The following is a 16,320-nucleotide window of genomic DNA, read 5'->3' on the forward strand; positions in this document are numbered from 1 at the left end:
GGTACCATGGGTCGCTCATGGTCAATCTGAGACACGAATGACGAAAGGATAGGTGTGCACAGTCCCATGGAACTGGAATTCGGCCCAGACCTTGTATAGGCCAGGTTTATGGAAGACCGTCTCAAATTCCGTCGTATCATGAGAAGAAGGATGCACATGGATAAACTGTTCTCCGGCTTCATCCAAGATGACGACATGACCAAGTGCTCCAAGGTATGGCTCCGGGTTACTTTCTTTGGTGTCATAGCTGAAGACAGTCGGGACATGCGCTTTTAAAGAGTCAATCGACAGCTCGACGGTATGACCTTCGATCGTCTTCGTCAGACGCTCATCCACTTTAAGTGACGATTTGATAGAGGAAGAGGACTGATGATCAATCTGTAAGTGAACCGGCTTCACTTGATATGCCAGTCCCTTAGGCTGAATATCCACGAAGAGTTTATACGCCCCTGCCTCAAGTTGGACGGGGTGCTCGAATCGACCCTCACCCTTTTTAAACGGATGGAGGTGTCGGTACTCAGTTAGGTCTTCGTTCACGAGAATCAAATGGAATTCCTTTTCATGGCTGACTTCGAGTTCCGGGGCTTGCTGATGTTGATCCTTTAACTCGATACTGATTTTCCCGAATTCATATTTGGCTTCTACAGACACTTCATTTCCCGTCAAGTTCTTCATATGATGATGTCCATGGTCTTTCACGTTTAACACTCCTTTGTGTAGTCCTTGATCGCACCGTCACTCGACCTCCATTACTTGCAGCAAGAACAGCCGATTTTAACGGTCGCCTCCGTTACCTCGTAGCCAGTCTCTTGAATTGCGGTTTCAATCTCAGAAAGTGTGAGTTGGCTTTCATCGAACGTCACGTCCACCTCTCCCGCCGAAATCCCGCCGAAAGATTGACCTTCACTGATTCAATACCCGCTAACTTTCCAACGTATCCTTCAATCTTATTGATACAAGATCCACAAGACATACCCGCTACCTGAAATGTTGATTTTTTCATTATATGTTCCTCCTGATTATTTAATTACCTTACATGGGTAGGGTGTAAAAGTATCGATTTTTTTACACCCTCGCCACCTTATGTTCGTGTCCCTCATTGCGCGACACGCTTTCAACAGGTTCTGAGAGTGAGCTATCGTTGCTTATCGTAGCAATGTTAGAATCTCCTCTTTGTTGTTCTCGAAGCCAACAAAGTACTTCACTACTTTTCTCTTTCTGAGCATCCCTTTTTTGTAGAAGACAAACAGTGGTACGATTCGATTTCCTGATATCGCTACCATTTCTTGTTCAAGGTCAAGGTTCACACCCACATCTTTGTTCACATAAGAGACTGAGATTGTTTTTAAGTATTTTTTGGCATCCTGACAATCTGAACACGTCGGACGCGTGTAAAGTTCGAGCTGTAGATCTCTATCCATCCCAATTCCTCCTTTTATTTGATCATCGAAGGCTTGAATCGTTTCAAACGGAGTGCGTTCACCAGGACCGAGACTGAGCTTAAACTCATGGCCGCTCCAGCAAGTATCGGGTTCAATAAGGGCCCACCAAGTAGATAAACAATCCCCATCGCAAACGGGATACCCATGACATTATAGGCAAATGCCCAAAACAGGTTCTGTTTGATATTGCGGATGGTTGACTTGCTCAATTCGACAGCTGTAGGTACATCCATCAAATCGCTTCGCATCAAGACGATGTCTGCAGATTCGATCGCAAAGTCAGTACCCGAACCGATCGCGATTCCGATGTCTGCTTGGGCCAAGGCTGGTGCGTCATTGATTCCATCACCGACCATTGCGACCTTCTTCCCTTCGGCCTGTAACTTCTTCACTTCGTTCGCTTTGTCTTCAGGTAACACTTCACTCAGTACCCGATCGATCCCGACCTGTCTCGCAATCGCCATGGCCGTACCTTTGTTGTCTCCGGTGATCATGGCTACTTCGATACCCATTCGTTGAAGTTTCTGAATGGCTTTACGACTGTTTTCTTTGACGGTGTCTGCGACAGCGATGATCCCTGCGATTTGTTGGTCAATCGCGATATACATCGGCGTCTTGCCTTGGTGTGCGAGTTTGTCTGAAGCGCCTTCAAGGACATCAAGTGAGATGCCGCGGTCTTTCATCAATTTTCTGTTTCCGGCAAGCAAGACTTTTCCGTCGATCAGGACTTCGATCCCGTGCCCTGGGATGGCTTCAAAACGATCGATATCCATGACACGCATCATTCTGTCCTCTGCCGCTCTTACGATTGCTTCGCCCAATGGATGTTCAGACCCTTTTTCAGCGGAAGCGGTCAAGCGTAACAACTCATCTTCTTGATGTCCATTCACTGTCACGATATCTGTCACTTTCGGTTTTCCTTCAGTGATCGTCCCTGTCTTGTCGAACACGATCGTCTGGACTTTATGGGTCGTCTCCAAGGCGCCGCCACTCTTGATCAACACACCATTCTCAGCACCTTTGCCCGTACCCACCATGATTGCTGTTGGTGTGGCCAAACCTAGTGCACAAGGGCAGGCGATGACCAGTACTGAAATCGTGATCGTCAAGGCGAAGAGGCCGGTCTGACCGCCTAAATACCATGCAATTCCTGAAAGGATCGCGACGACGATGACAATCGGTACAAAGTATCCGGAGATGATATCGGCCAGTTTTGCGATAGGAGCTCGAGAGCCCTGTGCATCCTCGACCAATTTGATGATTTGAGATAGCGCCGTATCCTTACCGACTTTCGTGGCTCGGTATTGGATGATCCCGTTCTTGTTGATGCTGGCACCGATGACTTGAGCACCCACATTTTTTTCAACAGGGATACTTTCACCGGTCAGCATGGATTCGTCTACAGACGTATTACCTGATAGAACCACGCCATCCACCGGAATCTTCTCACCAGGCTTTACGATAATCGTGTCGCCGACGATGACTTCGTCGATTGATACTTCTAACTCTTGTCCGTTGCGGACGACCTTTGCCGTCTTAGGTGCCAGTCCCATCAATTTTTCAATCGCTTCGGATGTTTTACCCATCGACCGGACTTCAAGATATTTACCTAATGTGATCAGCGTGAGAATGACTGCGGCTGTCTCATAGTAGAGGCTATTCACGTATCCCTCATAACCTGAGAGGATAGCCATGGTGGCACCGACGCTATAGAAGAAGGCTGCGCTCGTCCCTAGGGCGACAAGTGAATACATATTCGGATGCCCTCGGAACAATGTCTTAAATCCGACGGAGAAGAATTTCCATCCGAATAACATCACTGGGATGGTCATCATGAGCTGCAAGACAGCGAACAATTCTGGGTTCATCGTTGGATGCAATGCCATCGGTAGGGGTAGGCCGATCATATGCCCCATCGCCACATAGAGTAATGGAATCGTGAAAATCGCCGACCCTACAAATCGGTTCCACATCGATTGAATTTTTTTCAGTTTCTTTTCTTTCTCGGTATCTTGACTATCCGCTGATTCTTGATCTTCTCTTGCCTCATATCCGGCGTTTGCCACCACTCGGATGACATCTGATACAGTCACCAGCTGAGGATCATATCGAATGACTAATTTTTCTGTCGCCAAGTTCACATTCGACTCAGTCACACCCACCATTTTCCTCGTGGCCTTCTCAATCGTCTGCACACATGAGGCACAAGTCATCCCTGTGATGACAAATGATCTTTGCTCGGTCTCGGTTGAGGCCTTGTAGCCAGCCTTCTCGACGGTCGTCTGAATATCCAGCGGCGAGATTTTCGTCTCATCGTAATGAATGCTCAATTTCCCAGTCGCTAGGTTGACGTTGGAGGTCACTACGCCAGGCAATTTTTTGTTGCTTTTTCAACTGTCTGAACGCAGGACGCACAGGTCATCCCTTCCACGGCAAATGTCTTACTCTCCATATCGTCTTACCTCCATTATTATTGGGCTGATTCGACTTCGTAACCGACCTCGCCCACAACTTCTTTAAATTCATTCACATCTAGTCGTGTTTCATCGTACTTCACTTTTGCGATGCCTTTCTTTAAGTTGACTTTCGCACTTTCAACCCCATTCAGACCTTCAAGTGCTGACTCGACTTTGTTGACACAATGAGCGCATGACATACCTTTAATCGTTAAAATCGTTTTTTTCATCTTGAATCTCCTCCTATTCACTACATTCATGACATCATTTCAAACTCAATGTCTGGATCCACAAGAATGGTCCTGACATCTGCATTGACCCGGGGTACAGGTGCATGGAATGTCCTCCACCGCTTCACTTTCCTTCATCTCAAGGATTTTTTTGAGATTCTCGATATCCTGTACACTCAGTGTCGCCTGTGTGATCATCGTTCCGATTGTGTTCCCGACATCCCTGTCACAGATATGATCGAGTAGATCGTGTAACGTCTCTCTGATGACGTCACCTTCAACGACGTTCGCGGAGTAGATGAATTTCTTCCCCTCGGCCTCGGTTGAGAGCATCCCTTTTTTCACGAGCCTTCCAATGAATGTCTTCGTCGTCGCAGGCTTCCAGCTCATCTTCTTTTCCAATACCTCGATGATTTCTTTACTGGTCACGTGCTTTTGGGCCCAAACGACACGCATGACTTCCCATTCTGAATCCGTGATTTGTTTTTCGACATGTTCAGCCATTTGTCTAACCTCCAATTTTAAGTTTACAATCGTAAACGTTTTATTTGTTTTCAGTTTACATTCGTAAACGTCGACTGTCAACCATTATGTTTTTGGGTTCGCTATTCAGTCTTCATTGGCTATATTCTTGTCTAGAAAACGCATCTGGATATCCTTCAGCAACGCTTTCAAATAGTAGTGCGAGCTGACGGCATCCCGGGCACCAATCGGTGGTGAACTTTAAGACTACAGGCTGCGTAGAGTGATTAACCATTTGCAAATCAGATAATTGAAATTTCGAAAGCATTTTTTCTCCTCTCTTTCCGTTTACATTTGTAATCTATTTGAGTTTACGAATGTAACCGTTATTTGTCAATCTATATATTCGTGTTCATTTTGTATGTTTTTTATTTTGATCTCATACAGCTTTAAATTGTTAACTACTGTCATCTCTTATATGATGTAATAAAACAAAGTAGGAATTGTCTTAAGCGTTTTGTTGCTTAGTCGCTAGGATTAAATAGATGATTCGACTACTAGCTTACTATTGAGACATTCTCATAAGTAAAAAGTGTAGGAAGGTATACATTTCGACGTCGAAATGTATACCTTCCTACACCACAAAGTGCCAGTTTATGAGTGACTCTTTTTTATAACAACTTGTATTTATATGATTTAAATATAGGAACTACATATGCTGTATACAAAATAATAACCAAATGAGGGATTAGAATTGGAATCAAACGAGACCAAGGTGACGTCATTCCGCGTGTCACAAGAAGTGAAAGAACATATTCAGCGTTTAATGGAGCAACGTCAAATATCAACCAACCAATTATTCGAGCAATTAATATCATTGGCCGATAAACAGTCACCGGACCCCTTAGTCGTCAAGGAGAACGAATCACTCGAAGCAGCACTGAATCAAGTGCTTGCCCTGTTCAATGAACGAGCCACTCGACTAGAAACGCAACAAAAAGAACATGAGCGAATCAACGCGCGATATAAAAATACCATTCATGACCTTGAACAAAGCGTAATTGCAGAAGCTGAACGACTTCAAGAGGAGTATGAGCGAAAGGTGTCGTCACATGAAATTGCACTCACTCAATTACAAGATCAAATCAACCAACTAATCGCTGAAAAGAGAATCGTTGAAGACGCATTGGAAACAGAACGTGTGTCTAACAAAGAAGAACTAAAAGAGCAGAAAAAAACAGTTTTTCATCTAGAAGGAGACATGAAAAAGCTAGAAGATGAACGTAGCCAGCTCTATCGGCAAAATCAAAGTCTTATGGACGCTGTCGACGACTTAAAAGCTCGTACACGCCGTCTTGACCAGCTTGAAGAAGAGAACCAGAAACTGCACTTAGAAGTCCAGCTCCTCCGTCGAGAGAAAGAGACATTCGAGAACCGGTTACAGGAACAGGTCGAGCTCGCGGTCCTGCGTGAGCGGAGCACCCAACAAAATAAACAATGATACGAAAAGGGTACTAGATTGAGTCAACCAGTGACTGAATCTAGTACCCTTATGTTTATTACAAACAAAGTATTTAACGGTTTGAAGAAATCGTCTGATACATGTTCAATGACTTGACCAAAGATGCTTCATTCACACGTAGAATCATAACCTCATGAGAGTATAAAGAATGACTCCGCTTGGTCCAATTAAGATTTCACCTGCAATCCACGCACCTTGAATCGATTACGCTTTTCTTCTAATTTCACTTTCATATCTACCGAGAACGTATTTTCAGGAGTGTTGTAGGCACGCCGTGCTGCCATACTAAGCATTTTTGCCACATCCTCTGCCCGGTCGTCCTGTAAATCATGCAGTGAAGATCGAACATACTGGCGAGCCATTTCTCGGTTACGTAGCGATTCAGGGACCGATACATGACGACTTAATGCCAGGGCCAATTGAGCCGTCTCTAAGCGATAGCTTGTCCCGCCTGCCTGCATACGATTCAGTTCATCCGCTAGCTCGCTTTGCAGAAGTACATGATTACTGTCTGACATCGGTCACCCTCCTCTACTCTTCTTTTGATTTATTGTATACCCTTTTTCTGAAAAATTCGACTCAAGTCATGCACGTTACAAAATGGATCGTCCCACGTCATGTTTGCTTTGTATTCCTCTACAAGGTCGAGAAGTTTATCTTTATCGCAAAGTGCCAATAGATTCGTTTTTTCGAGATCCTCTAGATCCTTTTGGCGAGAGGAGAAAATCTTGGTACATGCTAAAAGTTCAATGTCGGGGATATACACATCAATCGCCTCGAACAGCCCTTCAATCTTATGCCGGAATTCATTTTCCCTAAAGTCTTCACGGGGTGGGAACTGAATCACCCCTTCGACAATTTCAATTTCATATTCATGAAGCGCCTCTTTCAATTCAGGTGTCACGACGCCCTCCGTCACGCGAATATCAATATCTCGCGTCGGACGATACTGAACTGCCCCCCCGTCAAGTAGACAGGGCAAATAATGAAAACCGAACTAGGCGGCTTGAGACCTGTATTCGACAGGGCTCAAGCCGTTTAGCCGTTTCTGGAAACGGTCATGGTTGTAGAACGATATGTAGGTCTCGATGGCCGATGTGAGTTCGCTATAGGCCTGAAACTCACGCAGGTAGTACATCTCGACTTTCAGGGTACCCCAAAAGCTCTCGATCGGGGCGTTGTCGATGCAACGTCCGACCCGGGACATGCTGTGGGTCAGCCCCGCATCTTCTACTATGCGTTTGAACCCTCTCGATGTGTATTGATATCCTCGGTCGCTATGGATCATCGGACGCGCTCCTGTGCGGAGCACTGCGATCGCTGGCATCATCGTCTGGAAGACGAGCGCGTTGTTGTTAGATTTCCCGATGCGATAGGCGACGATCGAGCCGTCATACAGGTCGATGATCCCGCTCAGGTAAGCCTTCTTCCCGGCGCCATATTTGAACTTGGTGACGTCGGTGCACCATTTCTCGTCCGGTCGGGACGCGCTGAACTCTCGGTTCATCAGATTCTCGGCCACGTGCTGCGGCGTTGACTTCTTATGCTTCTTCCGCTTCCGGCGGATGACCGATTGGATCCCATGGATATGCATCAAGCGATAGACTCGCTTTTCATTGAACGGGGACAGTCCTGGTTGTCGGCGCAACCGGTTGATCGTCATCGTGATCCGACGGTACCCGTATGTGCCGTTCGCCTGGTCATAGAGTAGACGGATGTCCTCCAGAAGCTTCTCGTTCTCTTCTTGACGCACCGGTATGGTGCGATTCAACCATTTGTAATAGGCCGCCCGTGAGATGCCGGCGACTCGACAGAGGAGCACGATCGAAAGGGCCTCCTTTTCGTTCAATTCTTTGATGGCGATATATCGTTGCTGTAGCCGTACCTGGCTGATTATGACCTCCTCTCGATCTCCTCTAACTTTTTTAGAAATAAGATGTCCGCACGAAGAAGTTCATTCTCAAGCTCCATTTGCTGGATACGGCGCTTAAGCTTCTCTTCTTCGCTTAGTTCGTCCTCTGGCTTCGTACGCCCACGGCGGTCCACGAGCGCCTCTGCCCCGCCCGTGTCATACTTTTTTTGATCCAGCCACAGACCTGGGCATAGGACACCTGAAATTGTTCCGCGGTCTGCTGGTAGTTGCGTCCATTCTCCAAACAATATTTCACGATCTCAAGGCGCTCTTCGAATGTAGTTTTTCTTCCTTTTGTCATAGCTCGATCCATCCCTTTTCTCGAATCTGTTAACTCGCTATGACTAGTATACTTCTTAATCCATTTACGAAGAACAGACCAATCACTGATCTGATACTTGGAGAGTACCTCCATTCTAGTGAACCCATCGAGATAGTCGCGGACGGCCGCGATTTTCAGTTCCTTGGTGTAAGATTTCCATGCCTTCGATTCCTTCAACGCATCGATCCCACAGGTATCGAATTTCACTTTCCACACCTGGATGGTGTGCCTAGAGACGCCATGAGCCTCCATGATTTTCTTCCAAGTATATGTTTCTTCTTCCATCATGCGCAGCGCACTCAATTTTTGTTCGATTGTATGCCGAGTGGGCAGCGGGGCTTGGCGTTATTCTGTTATGCTGATACCATTTGGAACACCTTTCACTTCGATCGTTTCGATTAACTTGTTTTGCCCTTTGTCGATGATTGACACTGTATCTTCAAACATATTGGTTACATATACTTTCTTATTGTCCGGACTGGTTACGACTCCGTGCGCCCCTTTTCCGGTTATAATTTCAGCAGTTGCTTTCCTTAAGGCAAGTTCAATCACTGTGACGGAGTTAGATGGAGCGTCTTTTGTACCCTGGTTTGCCACATAGGCAAATTCATCATTTACATCAACATAAACCTGTGCCGGACCCACGCCAACTTCGATTTTTTCAACCTTTTCAGTCTCAAGGTCCACTACAGCCAACGCATTTTCAGCATTTAAAGTGACCACAAGGGTTTTTCCATCCGATGTGACACCTGCAGTAACGGGAACTGCACCGACTTTGATCCGTTTTTCTTCCTTCATCGTTTCTAGGTTCACCACACTGACTGTGTCTTCTCCCATGTTCGCAATATAAGCCTTCTGGCTATCGGCTGAAATCCTGAATCCATGAGGGCCTATTCCTGTCTCTACCGTATTGACAACCTCGTAGCTTGCCATATCTATGACAGAAATATTGTTATCCTCATTATTCGTCACGACCGCAAAGTTCCCGTTCTCAGTAAATACGATGTGCGCAGGGTGATTTCCTACTTCAACTTCCTTGATTAGTTCATCACTTTCCACATCAAAGAAAAGCGCTTTTCCACTATTCCCCTCTCCGTGGCCGCCCTCTTCTTCATGGCTTTCATCCTCTTCGTCATGGCCGCCTGTTTCCGGTACAAGGGTTGCACCAATGATTTTTCCATCTGGAGATACTTGGACATTATGAACAGAACCTTCCAACTTAATCGTATTTATAATTGTGTTGGTTGCGGCGTCAATTTTGGAAATGCTTCCACCTTCATTTGCAGTATAATAATATTGGGCAGCTGTTTTCCCAGCCATTTCTTCAGTATTCTCCCCTTCTTGCTTCTCATTTTCTCCCACTGCTGCAACAAGCTCCTTTTTGTTGGGGCCTTCATCAACTGCATTGTTGCCTGAACTACACCCTGCTAGTACAACTCCCAGAACTCCCAGAACTCCCAGCATTAATAGAAAAATAAATATACTCATTTTCACTTTATTCATGTAAAGCTCCTCCTTTATCAATGTAAGGCAATCATAACAGCTGATTTTTGTACCAACTGTGATATATTTCACTTGGCAAATAAAAGGTTTTTAAAATCGTACAATTTGTTGAAATCCATTAAAACTGCATATTCTGTCTATAAGATAGAAGGTTTTCAAGTCATAAAAAAAGAACATGGCCTGCATTAAGGGCCTGTTCTCTAGGGGATATTTGTAGTTGCTCATTTAAAGTAAAGACCAGCCAGTCCGGCGGCCGCAACTACTAGTGACCAGAAAATAAGGAAAGCGAACGGCGAGAGTTTTTTTCTTCCTTGCTTTTCCTTTTGATTCGAACAGCATGCCATAGAGCACCTCCATTCACTTTTTCCGCTTTTCCCTCACCATAGGGCTGAGAATGGCAATACAAACATTTTTATCCTCGATAAAGGATTCAAAAACATCCAACGACCTTGGTGGAGGCCCTCCTACATTGATTCCCTGCTCATCATACTTGCCTCCATGACATGGACAATAAAACTCGACTCCTTCATTTTCCTTCATGGACACTTCTGCGTTTCCTGCTGCACAGCCCAGATGTGTGCAGATAGGTGACATAATTAACAGGGAATTATCCTCCTTGTTTTTATTGATATGTTGAATTATAAAATTAAGTGCAACACCTAAAAGTGAACGCACAAAAAGCCCACAGCGACGTCCTCGTGTAGAATGAAGTTACGACACAAACATTCAGACGGAGGAATCGCTATGAGCTACACCCATCTTACCACAACGGAGCACGTGAAAATAGAGACCTATCTGGAGCTCGGGATGTCCATCCGGTCCATCGCGAGACGGCTCGGGCGACAGCCCTCGACCGTCTCGCGGGAGATCAGACGGAACCCCGGCTACGAGTCAGGACGTGCGCAGAAACGCTACGAGAAGGCGAAAACCCATTGCGGCGCCAAGACGAAGCTCGACGACACGATGCGCCGGACGATCGTCGAGAAGCTGCGTGCGACCTGGTCGCCGGAACAGATCGTGGGGCGGCTCTTCAACGGAAAGCTCGCCTTCTCCACCATCTACCGCTGGATCTATTCGGGACGGATCGACGTGCCCGTGACCGTGCTCCGCCAGAAGGGGAAACGTCAAAAGCCGGCCGAGACGCGCGGTCGCATCAACGTCGGCCTCCCCATCTCGCAACGACCGCCAGAGGTCAGGGGGCGCCGGACGTTCGGGCACTGGGAGCTCGACACCGTCGTCTCCGGACGAGGGAAGTCGAAGGCGTGCGTCGCGACGGTCATCGAGCGGAAGAGCCGGTTCTATCTCGCCCTGCCGATCGCGGACCGCACCGCGGCCTCGATGGAGGGGGCGATCCATACGGTGCACGGCGCCTTCCCGGACGGCACGTTCGAGACGGCGACGACGGACCGTGGAAAGGAGTTCAGCGGTCACGAGCGCATCCAGGCGTCACTCGGCGTGCCGATGTATTTCGCCGACCCGTACTCATCGTGGCAACGGGGGAGCAACGAGAACGCCAACGGGCTCCTCCGCGAGTTCTTCCCGAAAGGAACGGACTTCGCGCAGGTGGCGCATGACGAACTCGCGGACGCGCTGACCAAGATCAACGGGCGACCGAGGAAGTGCCTGGACTGGAAAACCGCACACGAGGCCTTCACCGAGGAAGTGTTGCGCTTAATTTGACAAACCGTCTTTTCTATAAGATGGACAACTTGGTGAAGTATAAAGCGTAACCATGTTATATCACTCCTAGTGATTTAGCATATATGAAATGTAAATGATTTTCTAAGCATAGGAATCAAATAAAGTTGTCATCTATGAAACTATGTGGTTCCTCTAATTTTAGTTTAATGTTCTTTGAGCATGTGTATATCGTAATTTCTTATAAAAGGAGAATGGCAGTTGCCATTCTCCTTTCTAGAATCACTACTTGATTAGGAAAGTAACTTTCTGCATTCATCTGCACATTTGAAGCAAGTATCTGCACATTTTTTGCAACTTTCCATGTGGCTTGCATGTTTCATGCATTCATTTCCACATGCTTCACATATTTTAATGCATAACTCAGCATATTCAGAGGCAAACGCTGTCCCTCTTGCTAATGCTTGAGCAACAAAGGCACTAAATTCAGCACACTCTCTTTCTAATCTAATACAATCAACCATCATGGTAACATTTTCTTCTGTTAAGCATTCATCATAGCACTCATTACAAGTAATAGCGCAATTATTTAACGCCTCGATCACTGATTTATATTGTTCTTTCACCATAATTATATTCTCTCCCTTATTAGCAATATAACCTTACCATGGTATAGTATTTAAAAGAATAAATTGATTGATTCTGGTATCTTAGCTGTCACAAAAGTGAATTCATCTATCTTCAATTTCTACAACATTATATTTTACATCTGCTAATGATTCGTGAATCGCTTCGTCACTTACCTCATTTTCGCCACTTATGACTGCACTATTTGTTTCCCGGCTTACAGTAACACCAGTAACTCCTTCTATCGACTGTAAGTTTTTTAGGACCTTAGTTGCACATCCATCGCATGTCATTCCTTCAATAATTAATTTCTTTTCCATTTAAAATTTCCCCTCTCTATAATTTAAGTGTTTTTTATAATAATCCTTCTAATTAGTAGAAGGTTTAAAACGTTTTAGTCGTAAAGCATTTAACAACACGGATATAGAGCTGAAACTCATAGCCGCTGCGGCAATGATTGGGCTTAATAATGGTCCTCCAAGGAGGAAGACGATACCCATTGCAAAAGGAATACCTGCCGTATTATAAGCAAATGCCCAGAATAAGTTTTGTTTAATATTTCGAATCGTAGACTTGCTCAATTCTACAGCTGTTGGTACATCCATCAAATCGCTTCTCATTAAGACGATATCTGCTGATTCCATTGCAACATCCGTACCTGAGCCAATGGCTATCCCTACATCTGCTTGGGCAAGCGCTGGTGCATCATTGATTCCATCTCCAACCATTGCTACTTTTCTTCCTTCATCTTGAAGTTTTTTCACTTCGGCTGCCTTATCTTCTGGTAAGACTTCACTTAATACTCGGTCAATACCAACTTGCTTAGCAATTGCTTCAGCAGTACGTTTGTTATCACCAGTAATCATGGCAACTTCAATTCCCATTTTGTGAAGTTTTTCAATCGCCTTTAAACTATTTTCTTTGACTGTATCTGCCACAGCGATAATACCTGCAATTTTATCATTTATGGTAATATACATAGGCGTTTTTCCTTGGTTAGCCAATTCATCTGATTTAGCGGCTAAATCGCCTAATGAGATATGACGATCATCCATTAATTTCCGATTCCCTAGTAACAGGTTATCACCATTAATCGTTACTTCAATACCATGACCTGGTATCGCATTAAAGCTACTCGTTTTCATCAATGCTAATCCTCTATCCTCGGCACCTTTAACTATTGCTTCGCCTAAAGGATGTTCAGAACCTTTTTCAGCTGATGCTGACAGTGATAGTAATTCTTCTTCGGAAATACCATTTGCAACAACAATGTCTGTTACCTTTGGTTTTCCTTCAGTGATTGTACCTGTTTTGTCGAACACAATCGTTTGTAGTTTGTGTGTTGTTTCAAGAGCTGTACCACTTTTAATTAATACACCGTTCTCTGCCCCTTTACCTGTTCCAATCATAATTCCTGTTGGAGTTGCTAAACCAAGGGCACATGGGCAAGCAATAACTAATACTGAGATAACGATGGTTAGTGCGAAAATTCCTGTTTGACCACCGAAGTACCATGCTAATCCCGATAGAATTGCGATTCCAATAACGATTGGAACAAAGTAACCAGAAATAATGTCGGCTAATTTGGCAATGGGAGCTTTAGATCCTTGTGCATCTTCAACAAGTTTAACAATTTGCGACAATGCAGTATCTTTCCCAACTTTGGTTGCTTCATATTGAATTGTACCGTTTTTATTGATACTTGCTCCGATAATAGTGTCACCCTTGTTTTTTTCAACTGGGATACTTTCACCTGTTAGCATTGATTCATCAACTGAAGTTGTTCCTTCAATAACAACTCCATCAACTGGCATTTTTTCACCAGGTTTAACAATGACAATATCTCCGACAATAACTTCATCAATAGAAATTTCAACTTCCTGATTATTTCTTATAACCATCGCAGTTTTAGGCGCTAGGCCCATTAATTTTTTAATTGCTTCTGACGTTTTACCTTTCGTTAATGTTTCTAAATATTTCCCAAGTACAGTCAGTGTTAGAATAACTGCTGCCGTTTCATAATATAGTTCACTTGCATAACCTGTATCTCCTAAATAGATCATAACCGTTGCAAAAATACCATATAAAAATGCAGCACTTGTACCTAAAGCAATTAATGAATCCATATTTGGGTGTCCACTAAAGAGAGTTTTAAAGCCTACTTTGTAGATTTTCCTATTTACAAATACTACTGGTGATGTTAATAGTAGCTGTGTAGTAGCAAAGGCTTCTGGATTCATCATTGGATCGATAAAACCTGGTAATGGTGCACCTACTAGGTGACCCATCGCTATATAAAATAATGGCACAGTGAATACTGCTGAAATCCAAAATCTGTTCCAAAGGCCTTTCGTTTCTCTTTGTTTTTTCTCTCTGTCTACATCAACTGAGTCCGCAGACGTAATGTCTTCATGGGCTTCATAACCTGCATTAGAAACGGCTTGTGAAATGTCTGAAATAGTAACAACGGTTGGGTCAAATGTAATATTCATTTTTTCTGTTGCCAGATTAACATTAGACGCTAATACACCATCTAGCTTACGTGTTGCTTTTTCAATTGTTTGGACACAAGATGCACAGGTCATTCCAGTAATAGCAAACGTTTTCTGTTCCGTTTCTATAACAGCTTTATACCCAGATTTATCAACAGCTTCCTGTATATCTTGCAATGAAACTAAACTTTCGTCATAACTGATATTCAATTTTTCTGTTGCTAGATTTACGTTTGATTCTTGTACTCCTGGCAACTTTTTAGTAGCTTTTTCTACCGTTTGGACACAAGATGCACAGGTCATTCCTTCAATATTTAACGTTTTCGTAGCCATAGTCTTTCACCCCTGACATTAATTTTTATTTGATAATTTCCGATTGATAACCTACTTCGCTTACCGTTGAAATTAATTTTTCTAATGTTTGAATGGAGTCATCATACTTTACCTTTGCCATTCCTTTTTTTAAATTCACTGTTGCTTTTTCAACACCATTTAGTTGTTGTAATGCAGTTTCTATCTTGTTTACGCAATGTCCACAACTCATTCCTGTTACTTTTAAAGTTACTTTTTCCATTGATATACTCTCCTTTATATTAATGATGTTTCATATGATTATGATCTTGACAGTGACATTGACCGGGAACACATTTACACTCAACCTCTTCAACAGCATCTTTTTTCTTCATTTTTATAACTTCTTCTAGCATCGCAATATCGTTGTGACTCAAGGTAGCCTTTGAAATCAATTCTGTGATTGTCTTTCCTACCTCTTTATTACAAATAAGTTCAAATAGTTCAGTGGTAACACCTTTTATGCTTTCATCTTCGTTTACCGATGCGGTATAAAGGTAACGATTACCTTGCGTTTCTGTATTAAGCATCCCTTTTTTCACTAATCGTCCGATGAGTGTTTTCGTAGTTGCCGATTTCCAAACTTTCTTCTTCTCTAGGACTTGACTAATTTCTTTACTTGTAGCTTTGTTATTTGTCCATACAACACGCATCACTTCCCATTCAGCATCCGTAATTTTAGAATTTTGTTCTGTCAACAATTGCAACACCCCATTTCCGTTTACATTTGTAATCAATCTATATTTAGAGTTTACAATTGTAATCGTTAATTGTCAACTAATTTTTTTTTTAAATCATCCCAAATAATATTGCAGCAACTCCCAGCGTAATCGAAGTCCAATTTAAGGGTTTCTTTGGAGATGCTAACCCAATCAATCCTAGAAGTACCGCAGCACCACCAAACCAAAATGGTTCAAATAAAAACCCAATGATTGCAGCTATAATCCCGATCCACCCTAACCAATTACCTGTTCTTTTATTCATGTTTAATCGCTCCTCTTTTTTAAAAATTAATTTAGGTTGTTTGAAAATGCTACGATCCACCTTTCCACTTTTCGTTTACATTTGTAATCAATTTATGTTTTTTAGTTTACAATTGTAATCAATATTTGTCAACAGTTTATTCTTTTATTTTTTCATTAAACCCATATTCACCTTACATATGAATTTTTTGTATAATCCCTGGTCAAAAGGCATGATGTTAATAGAGTCCGGTTACTCATAACTATTTTCTTCCCATACAATAGTGACAACCTCAATAAAACTCACATTACGGTTTTATTCAAAGTATTTTCCCCATATCATGTTTAGACATTTATATTGCTTTTAGTATAAGCATAAGTAAATGATAGAACTCTTCATA

General features: G+C 43.5%; 18 protein-coding genes and 2 pseudogenes. 2 read left to right on the forward strand and 18 right to left on the reverse strand.

All coding sequences use genetic code 11. From position 1 onward, the window contains the following. Positions 1 to 21 precede the first annotated feature (21 nt). The 7 genes and pseudogenes from KB235_RS09350 to KB235_RS15840 all read right to left on the reverse strand — a co-directional run bounded on the left by KB235_RS09350 (position 22) and on the right by KB235_RS15840 (position 4,918). Complete coding sequence (locus KB235_RS09350) at positions 22 to 699, reverse strand: hypothetical protein (RefSeq protein ID WP_246514179.1); 678 nt, start codon at positions 697 to 699, stop codon at positions 22 to 24. A gap of 160 nt (positions 700 to 859) precedes the next feature. Continuing rightward, positions 860 to 1,003: a heavy-metal-associated domain-containing protein gene (locus tag KB235_RS15835; protein WP_420842135.1), complete on the reverse strand. Its 144-nt coding sequence runs from the start codon at positions 1,001 to 1,003 to the stop codon at positions 860 to 862. Between the two features lie 142 nt (positions 1,004 to 1,145). Further along, on the reverse strand, positions 1,146 to 1,421 hold the full coding sequence (locus tag KB235_RS09360) for a glutaredoxin family protein (RefSeq protein ID WP_029595503.1): 276 nt from the start codon (positions 1,419 to 1,421) through the stop codon (positions 1,146 to 1,148). A 14-nt stretch (positions 1,422 to 1,435) separates the two neighbouring features. Further along, positions 1,436 to 3,894: pseudogene (locus tag KB235_RS09365) on the reverse strand (heavy metal translocating P-type ATPase). A gap of 18 nt (positions 3,895 to 3,912) precedes the next feature. Then, positions 3,913 to 4,128: a heavy-metal-associated domain-containing protein gene (locus KB235_RS09370; RefSeq protein WP_029336168.1), complete on the reverse strand. Its 216-nt coding sequence runs from the start codon at positions 4,126 to 4,128 to the stop codon at positions 3,913 to 3,915. A 45-nt stretch (positions 4,129 to 4,173) separates the two neighbouring features. Then, the gene (locus KB235_RS09375) at positions 4,174 to 4,632 is read right to left on the reverse strand and encodes a CopY/TcrY family copper transport repressor (protein WP_029336169.1); all 459 of its coding nucleotides are present in this window, start codon (positions 4,630 to 4,632) and stop codon (positions 4,174 to 4,176) included. Positions 4,633 to 4,744: 112 nt separating this feature from the next. Further along, complete coding sequence (locus KB235_RS15840; protein WP_084593011.1) at positions 4,745 to 4,918, reverse strand: thioredoxin family protein; 174 nt, start codon at positions 4,916 to 4,918, stop codon at positions 4,745 to 4,747. 426 nt (positions 4,919 to 5,344) lie between these two features. Between KB235_RS15840 and KB235_RS09385 the strand changes: the two genes are divergently transcribed. After that, a complete protein-coding gene (locus tag KB235_RS09385; RefSeq protein WP_029336170.1) occupies positions 5,345 to 6,091 on the forward strand; it encodes a hypothetical protein in 747 nt (248 codons plus the stop codon). Positions 6,092 to 6,279: 188 nt separating this feature from the next. On the opposite strand, the gene KB235_RS09390 is transcribed toward KB235_RS09385, so the two are convergent. From KB235_RS09390 to KB235_RS09410, 5 genes and pseudogenes are all read right to left on the reverse strand, one after another. Next, positions 6,280 to 6,630 (reverse strand): hypothetical protein, encoded by a 351-nt coding sequence (locus tag KB235_RS09390; protein ID WP_211779492.1) that lies wholly within the window; start codon positions 6,628 to 6,630, stop codon positions 6,280 to 6,282. Between the two features lie 29 nt (positions 6,631 to 6,659). Next, the gene (locus tag KB235_RS09395) at positions 6,660 to 7,094 is read right to left on the reverse strand and encodes a DUF6036 family nucleotidyltransferase (protein WP_276514397.1); all 435 of its coding nucleotides are present in this window, start codon (positions 7,092 to 7,094) and stop codon (positions 6,660 to 6,662) included. A 15-nt stretch (positions 7,095 to 7,109) separates the two neighbouring features. Continuing rightward, positions 7,110 to 8,634, reverse strand: a pseudogene (locus tag KB235_RS09400) (IS3 family transposase). 57 nt (positions 8,635 to 8,691) lie between these two features. Then, entirely contained in the window at positions 8,692 to 9,849 is a 1,158-nt protein-coding gene (locus tag KB235_RS09405; protein ID WP_211779494.1) for a YncE family protein, read from the reverse strand. Positions 9,850 to 10,206: 357 nt separating this feature from the next. After that, entirely contained in the window at positions 10,207 to 10,524 is a 318-nt protein-coding gene (locus KB235_RS09410; RefSeq protein WP_246514180.1) for a QcrA and Rieske domain-containing protein, read from the reverse strand. A 69-nt stretch (positions 10,525 to 10,593) separates the two neighbouring features. On the opposite strand from KB235_RS09410, the gene KB235_RS09415 reads away from it, so the two are divergent. Then, complete coding sequence (locus KB235_RS09415; RefSeq protein WP_211779495.1) at positions 10,594 to 11,529, forward strand: IS30 family transposase; 936 nt, start codon at positions 10,594 to 10,596, stop codon at positions 11,527 to 11,529. A 251-nt stretch (positions 11,530 to 11,780) separates the two neighbouring features. On the opposite strand, the gene KB235_RS09420 is transcribed toward KB235_RS09415, so the two are convergent. From KB235_RS09420 to KB235_RS09445, 6 genes are all read right to left on the reverse strand, one after another. Continuing rightward, a complete protein-coding gene (locus KB235_RS09420; RefSeq protein WP_211779496.1) occupies positions 11,781 to 12,116 on the reverse strand; it encodes a four-helix bundle copper-binding protein in 336 nt (111 codons plus the stop codon). Positions 12,117 to 12,218: 102 nt separating this feature from the next. Next, entirely contained in the window at positions 12,219 to 12,434 is a 216-nt protein-coding gene (locus KB235_RS09425; protein WP_211779497.1) for a heavy-metal-associated domain-containing protein, read from the reverse strand. 48 nt (positions 12,435 to 12,482) lie between these two features. Then, complete coding sequence (locus KB235_RS09430) at positions 12,483 to 14,939, reverse strand: heavy metal translocating P-type ATPase (protein WP_211779498.1); 2,457 nt, start codon at positions 14,937 to 14,939, stop codon at positions 12,483 to 12,485. A 25-nt stretch (positions 14,940 to 14,964) separates the two neighbouring features. Then, complete coding sequence (gene copZ / locus KB235_RS09435; RefSeq protein ID WP_211779499.1) at positions 14,965 to 15,180, reverse strand: copper chaperone CopZ; 216 nt, start codon at positions 15,178 to 15,180, stop codon at positions 14,965 to 14,967. A 19-nt stretch (positions 15,181 to 15,199) separates the two neighbouring features. Further along, a complete protein-coding gene (locus tag KB235_RS09440) occupies positions 15,200 to 15,658 on the reverse strand; it encodes a CopY/TcrY family copper transport repressor (protein ID WP_211779500.1) in 459 nt (152 codons plus the stop codon). Positions 15,659 to 15,746: 88 nt separating this feature from the next. After that, on the reverse strand, positions 15,747 to 15,941 hold the full coding sequence (locus KB235_RS09445; RefSeq protein ID WP_211779501.1) for a hypothetical protein: 195 nt from the start codon (positions 15,939 to 15,941) through the stop codon (positions 15,747 to 15,749). Between the last annotated feature and the right edge of the window lie 379 nt (positions 15,942 to 16,320).

Source organism: Exiguobacterium alkaliphilum (assembly GCF_018138125.1).
Classification (GTDB): domain Bacteria; phylum Bacillota; class Bacilli; order Exiguobacteriales; family Exiguobacteriaceae; genus Exiguobacterium; species Exiguobacterium alkaliphilum.